This is a genomic window from Oribacterium sp. KHPX15, assembly GCF_900107835.1.
Classification (GTDB): Bacteria; Bacillota; Clostridia; order Lachnospirales; family Lachnospiraceae; genus Oribacterium.
Genome location: NZ_FNRG01000033.1, coordinates 19359 through 29442, shown reverse-complemented (window position 1 = coordinate 29442; position 10084 = coordinate 19359). Strand labels below are relative to the sequence as shown.

8 protein-coding genes and 1 pseudogene are annotated in these 10084 nt (G+C 43.1%); 5 read left to right on the top strand and 4 right to left on the bottom strand.

Features of this window, described 5'->3' with window-relative positions; genetic code table 11:
* The 4 genes and pseudogenes from BLV86_RS17955 to BLV86_RS14960 all read left to right on the top strand — a co-directional run.
* Positions 1–280, top strand: a pseudogene (locus BLV86_RS17955) (IS4 family transposase); the annotation flags it as partial.
* 509 nt (positions 281–789) lie between these two features.
* Positions 790–1335, top strand: coding sequence for a DUF4298 domain-containing protein (locus tag BLV86_RS18370; RefSeq protein WP_242840039.1), 546 nt, complete (start codon positions 790–792; stop codon positions 1333–1335).
* A 216-nt stretch (positions 1336–1551) separates the two neighbouring features.
* Positions 1552–2739 (top strand): FprA family A-type flavoprotein, encoded by a 1188-nt coding sequence (locus BLV86_RS14965; protein ID WP_090819092.1) that lies wholly within the window; start codon positions 1552–1554, stop codon positions 2737–2739.
* Between the two features lie 94 nt (positions 2740–2833).
* A complete protein-coding gene (locus BLV86_RS14960) occupies positions 2834–4414 on the top strand; it encodes a glucose-6-phosphate isomerase (protein WP_031547690.1) in 1581 nt (526 codons plus the stop codon).
* A 206-nt stretch (positions 4415–4620) separates the two neighbouring features.
* On the opposite strand, the gene sdaAA is transcribed toward BLV86_RS14960, so the two are convergent.
* The 3 genes from sdaAA to BLV86_RS14945 all read right to left on the bottom strand — a co-directional run bounded on the left by sdaAA (position 4621) and on the right by BLV86_RS14945 (position 7764).
* Positions 4621–5499 (bottom strand): L-serine ammonia-lyase, iron-sulfur-dependent, subunit alpha, encoded by an 879-nt coding sequence (sdaAA, locus tag BLV86_RS14955; RefSeq protein ID WP_090819089.1) that lies wholly within the window; start codon positions 5497–5499, stop codon positions 4621–4623.
* 136 nt (positions 5500–5635) lie between these two features.
* A complete protein-coding gene (gene sdaAB, locus BLV86_RS14950) occupies positions 5636–6304 on the bottom strand; it encodes an L-serine ammonia-lyase, iron-sulfur-dependent subunit beta (protein WP_031547685.1) in 669 nt (222 codons plus the stop codon).
* 218 nt (positions 6305–6522) lie between these two features.
* Positions 6523–7764, bottom strand: coding sequence for a dicarboxylate/amino acid:cation symporter (locus BLV86_RS14945; protein ID WP_031547683.1), 1242 nt, complete (start codon positions 7762–7764; stop codon positions 6523–6525).
* Between the two features lie 336 nt (positions 7765–8100).
* Here BLV86_RS14945 and fliD point away from each other — a divergent pair, with 336 nt between their 5' ends.
* Positions 8101–9141: a flagellar filament capping protein FliD gene (fliD, locus tag BLV86_RS14940; protein WP_031547681.1), complete on the top strand. Its 1041-nt coding sequence runs from the start codon at positions 8101–8103 to the stop codon at positions 9139–9141.
* Positions 9142–9239: 98 nt separating this feature from the next.
* On the opposite strand, the gene BLV86_RS14935 is transcribed toward fliD, so the two are convergent.
* Positions 9240–9947 (bottom strand): hypothetical protein, encoded by a 708-nt coding sequence (locus tag BLV86_RS14935; protein ID WP_090819086.1) that lies wholly within the window; start codon positions 9945–9947, stop codon positions 9240–9242.
* Positions 9948–10084: the final 137 nt, after the last annotated feature.

Below are 10084 nucleotides of genomic sequence, written 5' to 3'. Positions count from 1 at the left end.
TGTGGCCATCGTATTTGCCAGATACATGTATCTTTCTGTATATCAAAGAAAAGATCAGGACGAACGTACGATAGGAGAAATCTTCTATGTACTGCTACAGGAAATGGAAGACATTACATTCCAACATTCTCTTTTCATACTCGTAGAGGCTATGACTGCAAGTATAAAGAACATACTTCATATCACAGACGAACAAGTTGAAGAAATCTATAAGGATTTCTTTTTCAGATTGCCTGAATATATGCAGGATGCTCTGACAAGTGATTACAAAGTGGCGTAATTGTATTTTTATAGTCTAGAATATAGAGTTTTCAAGGTGCGATGCCCACTATTTATGTGGGAAGTTTAAGTAAGTGAATAATAGCCCACCGGTTTAACTACCGGGGACGGTTCCAATGCCATTTAGATAATGGGACCCCCCTTGCCAAATTATATCTATTTAGATCAGAGGTGAAATACCCTCTGATTTTTTATGCCTTAAATACAGCCCCTTTTTGTATAAGAAATATTCAATCCGGTGGATTATCAGGAAAATCCACAGGTTCTCCCCGGAGGTCTGTTACCTTTTCTACTCTCCTGGCTTCTTCATTTACCATGTCCTCGTATCCTGTCAGTGCAGCGAAGGGAGCAAACTGAGCGGCACGATCATATAGATAAAGTTTATCTTATAAAAAAAGAATCCCGGTTTTGTGATATTATTAATAAAGATGCATTTGACCGGAATACAATCGAATAATAAGTGCTTAACAGGTTAATTTCCCGGAAGGAGAAAATGAGGGGATTATGGCTATGAACAAACAAAATATGGCTAACGGACAGCTCTCGCAGGTGGATAAGACATACAGTCAGTTAAAGACTTCAGAGAAGGAAAAGATAGGTAACTGGATGTATGAGGCATACAAGAAACAGGCAGAAGAGAAATTATCCGATGATGAAGCCCTTCAATATGTCTTTGGAAAAATCGAAGCAGAACAGATCCTGATTCCTTACACAGAGATAGAAAAGAAGTACAGTGAAAAGAAAAAGCAGTACAGGGATCGTCTTGCAGCCGAGAATATTCCAAAGCACCTTTATGAGATGGAAGATATTCTTGACAGGGCGATACAGAGGATGGACGCCCTTGAAAAGAAGATGGCAGAGTATGAAGAATTTCAGACTGAGATTCAGGTATTGGAAAAGTATTATACAAGCCGACAGTGGAAGGATGACTACGCTATGGATGAAAAGGGTAAGCTTCCCGAGAGACTGAAACGGGGGATTCTTTCAGAGGACGGCATCTATAATATGCTGGAGCGCAATAAGGAACTGTTGGCAAGAATAAAGGAAAAACAATAAGGATAGTTTATATTTGTCTGAACCATATAACCTCAGGAGGTTAAAAATACTGTAAAAAAAGTGAATTACAGTTGATTAAAATAATGTCCAATAAGTTTTTCATGGTTTATAATGGTGGTTAGATATGACTAAAAATTGGCAGTTGGGATGGTGCCTTACAAGAATTTAATTTGGTAGTATGCATCCCTGAAAAAAATTTACTTAGGAGGAATCGTTATGTATAACGTGAGAGAAGTGCAGAAGAATATATGGTGGTTGGGGGCTTCTGACAGAAGGCTGGAGCTTTTTGAAAATGTTTATCCCGTGCCGGCAGGCATGTCCTATAACAATTATGTAATTCTTGACGACAAAACCTGTCTTATGGATGGAATAGATGATGCTGTTTCACGTCAGTTCCTGGATAATCTAGACCATGTCCTCGCAGGCAGAACTCTTGATTACATGGTAGTTCAGCATATGGAGCCGGATCATTGTTCCTGCATACCGGAACTCCTTTTGAGATACCCTGAGATGAAGATCGTGGCATCTCAGAAAGCCATACAGATGATCGACCAGTTCTATCACATCAAAGTTGACGGCATCGCAGTAAAGGAAAAGGATACACTTGAACTTGGCCATCATACACTTAATTTCTTCACGGCACCTATGGTTCACTGGCCGGAGGTTATCGTGACTTTCGAAGCTGCTACAGGGACACTGTTCTCGGCAGATGCTTTCGGAGCCTTCGGAGCCATGAGCGGAAACATTTTTGCCGATGAAGTGGACTGGGATCAGGACTGGAAGTCTGAAGCCAGAAGATATTATGTCAATATCGTAGGAAAATACGGTGTTCAGACCAATGCACTTCTTAAGAAGGCTGCAGCCCTTGATATCAAGATGATCCTCCCTCTCCACGGACATCTCTGGAGAAGCGATTTCGGAAAGATAATTGATCTCTATACCAAGTGGGCGACCTATACTCCTGAGAAGAATTCAGTAGCTATTTTCTATGGTTCCGTTTATGGAAATACTGCCAATGCTGCCGATATTCTCGCTATGGATCTTGCGGAGCTCGGGGTTAAGGATGTAAAGGTATTTGATGTTTCAAAAACACATTATTCATACCTTCTTTCCACAGCATTTGAGTATTCAACACTTGTATTTGCAAGTGCAACCTACAATGCAGAGATATTTGACCATATGCACACCTTCCTTACAGACATTAAGAACCATAATCTGTCCGGAAGAAAGGTTGGACTCATCGAAAACGGAAGCTGGGCATCGATGGCAGGGAAGAAGATGACAGAGATCCTTGGCACCATGAAGGACATGACCATCCTGGAGCCTTCCGTTAAGCTGACATCCTCTGTGGATGATGCATCCAGGGCACAGCTGAAGGAACTTGCAACAGCACTTGCGAAATGACCAAATAAAAGCGATAATGTAGCTGTTGGATTTTTTATAGAAATACCAGACAAATTTAATCCATGAAGGTACATGGTTAAGGAGGAATCTGAACATGACAAACTGGAACAATCTCGATACTTTAAAGTCTTATCAGGAACTTAAAAATGTTAAGCACATTGATCTTGTGGAGGCTATGTCCGGTGCAAAGGGTGCTGAGAGAGTCGGCAAGTATTCTGTACCGATGGCAGCAGGTCTTACTTACAATTATGCTTCCAAAGAGGTTGATGACGATGTATTAAAGGCTCTCGCAGCCCTTGCTGATGAGGCCCAGCTTACCGAAAAGTATCAGGCTCTTTATGAGGGAGAAGTTATCAATACAGGCGAGAAGAGAATGGTTCTCCATCAGCTCACCAGAGGTCAGCTTGGAAAGGACGTTGTTGCAGACGGAGTAAACAAGCGTGAGTTTTATGTTAACGAGCAGAAGAGAATCGCTGAGTTTGCAAACAAGGTGCACTCAGGTGAAATTGCCAATGCAAAAGGCGAGAAGTTTACAACAGTAGTTCAGATCGGTATCGGCGGAAGTGATCTTGGCCCCCGCGCTATGTACCTCGCACTTGAGAACTGGGCAAAGAAGCACAACACCTTCAAGATGGAAGCTAAGTTCATCAGCAACGTTGATCCTGATGATGCAACAGCTGTACTTAATTCAATCGATGTTGCTCATTCACTTTTCATACTTGTTTCAAAGTCAGGAACAACTCTTGAGACACTTACAAACCAGTCCTTTGTTATGGACGCCCTGAAGAAGGCTGGTCTTGATGCTTCAAAGCACATGATCGCTGTTACTTCAGAGACATCACCGCTTGCTCACAGTGATGATTTCATAACTGCATTCTATATGGATGATTATATCGGCGGACGTTATTCATCTACCTCCGGAGTAGGCGGAGCAGTTCTTTCACTTGCTTTCGGACCTGAAGTATTCGCAGACTTTCTTGATGGTGCGGCAGCAGAAGACAAGCTCTCAACAAACAAGGATGCTTTAAAGAATCCGGCAATGCTTGATGCACTTATCGGCTTCTATGAGAGAAACGTACTTGGATACCCTTGCACAGCGGTTCTTCCATACTCTCAGGCACTGAGCCGTTTCCCTGCACACCTTCAGCAGCTTGACATGGAGTCTAACGGTAAGAGCGTTAACCGTTTCGGTGAGCCTATCGATTATGTAACAGGTCCTGTTATCTTCGGTGAGCCGGGAACAAACGGACAGCACAGCTTCTATCAGCTCCTTCACCAGGGAACAGACATCGTACCTCTTCAGTTTATCGGATTCCGCAACAACCAGTGCGAGAATGACGTAGACATCCAGGGCAGCACCAGCCAGCAGAAGCTTTGTGCCAATGTTGCAGCCCAGATCGTAGCATTTGCATGCGGAAAGTCTGACGAGAACAAGAACAAGAACTTCCAGGGCGGCCGTCCGTCAAGCATCATCATCGGAGATCAGCTTGATCCTAAGGCTCTCGGTGCACTTCTTGCTCACTTCGAGAACAAGGTAATGTTCCAGGGCTTCATCTGGAATATCAACAGCTTTGACCAGGAAGGCGTTCAGCTTGGAAAGACCCTTGCAAAGAAGGTTCTTGCCCACGAGACAGAGGGCGCACTTGCAGAGTACAGCAAGCTTTTGAATATCTGATATTAGTGTTACAGGTCTTTTTCCACGTGTTCATGATCAAGAGCGGGATATAGATTTAATAAGACTCATTGACATTATTTATGAAAAAGTCGGACAGGAACGGAAGCTTTCCGTTTTTGTCCGACTTTTTATATCTTTACGAAGAAGTTTTCATGGGGTAAAAAAGAGCAGGAGATAAAAATCTCCTACCCGATATAATCATTCTGTTATTCTCCGAAGACCTGAGTCCGGTACTTTTTTCCTGTGGGAGTAGCTGCAAGTCCGCCGGTGGCGGTTTCTTTCAGGTCTCTTGACATTGCATCTCCAACCTCGCGCATGGCATCGATACACTCGTCTGCAGGTATCTTTGCTTCGATTCCCGCAAGAGCCATATCCGCAGAAGAGAAGGCAATGACAACACCGGAAGCATTTCTCTTGATACACGGTATCTCGACGAGACCGGCTACGGGGTCACATACCAGACCTTCCTGGTTTACGATGGCGATGGCGAGAGCGTCGGCGCACATCTGAGGTGTTCCGCCCATGAGCTCAACAAGAGCTGCCGCTGCCATTCCTGAGGCACTGCCGCACTCTGCCTGACAACCGCCCTGTGCACCTGCGATGGAAGCCTTCTGGGCAATGATCATACCGAAGGCCGCTGCAGTAAATATAGACATTACTATATCTTTCTTTGGCATCTGCCTTTCTTTATATGCAGTGATAAGACAACCCGGAAGTATTCCGCAGCTTCCGGCAGTAGGAGTTGCCACGATCTTTCCCATGGCAGCGTTGCAATTGGAAACCGCAAGGGCACGGGATACGGCCCTTGACATCGGCTTACCCATGAGACCGCCGTCCTTTTCGGCATACTTCTTCATGAGATATCCTTCGTCTCCGGTGAGGCCGGAGGTTGATCTGCGCCCTTCCTGTTCTCCCCATTCTGCGGATTCGCACATGGTGTCGAAGCATTTTTCCATCTGTTCGAAAAGCTCATCTTCGGACTTGCCCATTTTCTTTGCCTGGTCTTTGATGCAGATATCACTGATGCGGCATTTGTTCTGAACTGCCAGGTTCACCAGCTCTTTTACTGAATTATATGTAAGCATTAAATATCTCCTCTGTGAAACGCGTTTTATTTTGCTGTTTATTTCTGACGTGCAGATTTAATCGGTTCCTTGATAAGGTGCATCCTTTTGCTGTTTAATCTTAAATTTGGTGTAGGCCTATCGATTATCTGACATTTTAAATCGCGTGAATAAGTAATGCATTATCGATATTATCCATTTTTTTGAGGTCTGCTATCAGCTGCTCAGGAGGGAGTTCATCCAGCTCCAGAGTCATAAGGGCATCACCGCCCGGTTCCTTCCGGCTTAAGTGGAAACCGCTGATGTTAAGGTCACCGTAACGCCAGTACATAAGATTTGTAACATTGGCGATGACACCGGGTTTATCCTGATGGAGAACAAACAGAGTGTTGTTTTCTCCGCTGAAACTTACTTCCATGCCGTCTATATTGTCTATTCTAATGTTTCCGCCTCCGATGCTGGCACCTTCGACCACACCGGTTTTTCCACTTGCACAGGTGAAGGAAATTCTCGCGGTATTGGGATGAGCTCCCGGAATATCTTCAGCTATGAACTCATATTTAAGTCCACGCTCATTTGCTATATCCATGGCATTTCTGATCTCTTCAGACCAGCTCTTGTAGCCCATGATGCCTGCAAGGATGGCTCTGTCTGTGCCATGACCCTTATAGGTACGGGCAAATGAACCTGATAACTGGATTTTAACTTCTGTAAGGGTATCATTATCAACTATTTTGTTGACCACTGCGCCGATTCGGCAGGCACCCGCAGTGTGTGAACTGGAAGGACCGATCATAATGGGTCCTATGATGTTGAAAATATTCATTTTTATCCGATAACTTTCTTTAATATACTTGAGACTATTCTGCGTAGCTCTACAGAAATTCCTTTAAAAAGATAAATCAGTGTTCCCGTTATTAAGGAAACACTGATTTTAGTTTATCGCATAGCCGCCGAAGGGTAAATATCATAAAATGCTGATTGGCACTTAGTTATCAGCGAACACCGATGGACGGTTTGCATGGGAACAGAGTTCCAGGTTTTTTAAACTGTCTTGGCGGTAGCCGGTTCAGCCTTAGCCTCAGCATCCTTTAAGATGAACTTCTTATAGATCTGATCAACCACAACGCCGATGGCATTATCACCTGAAACGTTGCATGCTGTTCCGAAAGAATCCTGTGTGATGTAAAGAGCTACCATAAGTGCACAGATAGGACCGTTAGGGTCACCTGCAGTTGTTCCGAATACCATGTAAAGGAATGGAAGAGCAGTCATGATAGATCCGCCCGGAGCTCCCGGTGAAGCAACCATTGCTACGCCAAGGGTCATGATGAAAGGAATAACTGTTGCAAGGCTGATAGGAAGATCATTCATGAGACATACTGCTGTAGCGCAGGCTGTGATGGTGATCATGGATCCGCACATATGGATGTTGGCACAAAGAGGTACAACGAAGTTTCTGATCTGAGAGCAAACGCCGTCAGCTTTTGCACACTCAAGGTTTACAGGGATGGTTGCAGCTGAAGACTGTGTTCCGATAGCTGTTGTATAACCCGGAATCTGGTTCTTAATAAGTGTTAACGGATTTTTGTGAGCAATACTTCCTGCAAGTGTGAACTGCATAAAAATATAAATAAGGTGCATAGCTATAACTACCACAAACACCTTCCAAAGAATGCTGAGGATAGTAAATGTCTTGCCTGAGTATGTAAGGTCTACAAAGGTACCGCAGATGTAAAGCGGAAGAAGAGGGATGATAGCTGTGTGAAGAACAGAATCAATAATAGCTGAAAAATCCTTCATTCCGTTGTAAAGAGAAGTACCGATGGTCTTACCGCGAAGAGTTGACATGCAGAGACCAAGGATAAAAGCAAGCACAACTGCTGACAGTGTATCGATGACTGCCGGAAGTGAAATAGTGAAGTAGGAACCTACACTTACATCAGCTGTTGCCTGGATCTTCTCAAGAGCATCAGGAGTCATGAAGTGAGGGAAAAGTGTGTCGGAAACTATGAATGAGAGGCTTCCGGCAATGAGTGTACTTGAATATGCAATAAGTACTGTGACTACAAGGAGCTTTCCTGCACCCTGTGAAAGATCTGCGATACCCATAGTAACGTAGGCAAGGATCATGAGAGGAATGACGAATTTCAGGAAAACACTGAAGTTAGTTGATAATGTAACTACAAGTTTGCAGAACCATAATGGTGTAAACTGTCCGATCAAAATACCCAGAATGATTGCAATGATGAGCTTTGGAACAAGCCCTAATTTGAATTGTTTCATAGTAAAATCCCCTTTAAACTATCCGTGAATTTATCACATAAATTTCGACTCAGTAATGAGAAGACGTGCACCTTTCTTCTCATTCGTTTGGTGTATAGCTATAATAACTCCGTGGAATACATTTGTTAAATTTATAGAATTAAATTTATATATAAACGAAATTTATGTATAAAATGCCGATGAAAAATAAAAAATTATTTTCATGTCGCCGATTTTTGCGGGTTGTGTTATCATAAAAGTAGGAAAGTCTGTAATGATACAGACGAATAGTTCGTGATCGGAACACTGCAGTACATAAGGATATGTACTGACAATATTGATGAAAGGAGGCAAAAGATGTCAATAAGTGCTTTAGGCGGTGTAAGTTCTTTTGATTTTTACAATTCCTCAAGCATACAAAGCATGTATGATCTGATGAGATACCAGTACAGTATCAATTCATCACTTGCTTCGAGAAATGCATCCAGGGTTTCGTCTTATCTTGGAACTCAGGGCTTGAGTACATCTACCTCCGGTGTCGATAATACCACGGCTTTTCTCAGCCTTTACAAAAGTGACCTGACGGGTATGGAGAAGGCGGCTGACAGGCTTAGCTACTACAAACCGGGAAATGTCTTCTCTGAGTTTACGCTTGGATCCTCAGACGAAGGTGTTGCAGAGATATCCACAAAGTCTCTCAGTAGGGCGAAGGAATTTACAGTTGATGTTCAGAATCTGGCAACAGATACTGAACCGGCGAGGTATTCCATTACCGAGAATGGCAAAACGACCCAATATACCTCAAAGTCCAATACTATCAGCTTAAGTAATGCTGATGCGACTATGACTCTGAAGGGTACGGGAACAACCAGTATTTACACCGGTGTCGATGAAGACAACATTGTGTCCGCCATGAAGGATATGGTGAAAAAGTATAACGATACCATGGAGACACTTTCTGTAGGTAAGAGTCTGGGCAGCGGCGTTTACAGTCAGATTTCGGATATGTCAAAGAAGATTTCCAACGGAACGGTTCTTAGTATGGTTGGATTGTCCTATGACAAGAACGGTAATCTGAGTCTGGATGAGGCCAGACTGAAATCTGCTCTTGAAAACGATTATGATACTACCCGCGAAATAATCGGAGGTCAGTATGGAATCGCAACAAATCTGAGTCAGAAAGCCGATGAAGCATTATCGAAGTCCGTAACCAGTATTATGGGCAGAAGCCTGCTTGGTAATGAAACCGGTCTTCTCGGAAGTGGCGGAAGTATCTTTGGTCAGTCAGCAGACCTTGGACAGGATTATCTGAATTTGATGTTTGATTATTCAAAGAAGACACCTTACGCTTATAACAATCTCTATGCTGTAGGGTCTATGCTGAATCTTCTTGGATGATCATGTTCATGTACGCGAAACAGCGCCGGGGCAAAAGCTTCGGCGCTGTTTTTATATGGAAGTCCACAGGGATTTTTGATCAGTGGAGTCATGCCTGATTATTTTTTAAAAATATCTTTGATTTGATCTAAAAGTGATTTTTTAGGTGGATTTATAATATCTTCTGTACGGGCTTCAATAAGAGAACCCATGGTAGAATTTGCAGCTTTAACTTCATTCACTACTGCTGACAGAACAACGGGGTACTCTCCGGAGGTTTTGTCATACATCCAGATGTCGGTAGGAACAACGGTTCTTCTGAATGACACAAAACTGGGATTATCTATTCTCACCTCCCAGGTTTCATCCGCGCCGGCGAAATTCACAACTATCTGCAGACTTTTTTCTTTCTCGTTTTCCGTTTTTACGGTGAAATTAACGAACGGAGTTACATAATCTGCCCGCATTGCATCGGCATCAACAGCGTACTTTGGTGTGTAGGCACTGTATTTGTCTTCGGAACTCTTCATAAGATAACCATAAGTAGACCACACATTTGTATCCTTGTTTTTATTGCAGATGGTGATGGATTTTTTCTTATGACTTGGCTGGTACAGTACGCCCAGAGTATCATCAAGATAAAGATAGGAAGTTCCCGAAGTGTCATCCATTCTCATAACCAGAGGATTGCTGATCCTGTCCTGCATGATGGCATGGAGTTCTGCCTCAAGAGATTCGTATTCCGGTTCTTTTTTGCCGCAGCCGGTAAATAGGAGAAACATACATATGATTATAGCGGCTACATAAATGGATTTATATTTTGACATCGGTGATACCTCTCTGACTTGTAGAAAATGCAAATTTTGGGGCATATTCCCTGCATTTTCCAGGTTGAAGAAACTAACGTTTCTATATTATCATTCGTCCAAAAACTTTTATTCATAAGAGTATCGGATACCTTTAG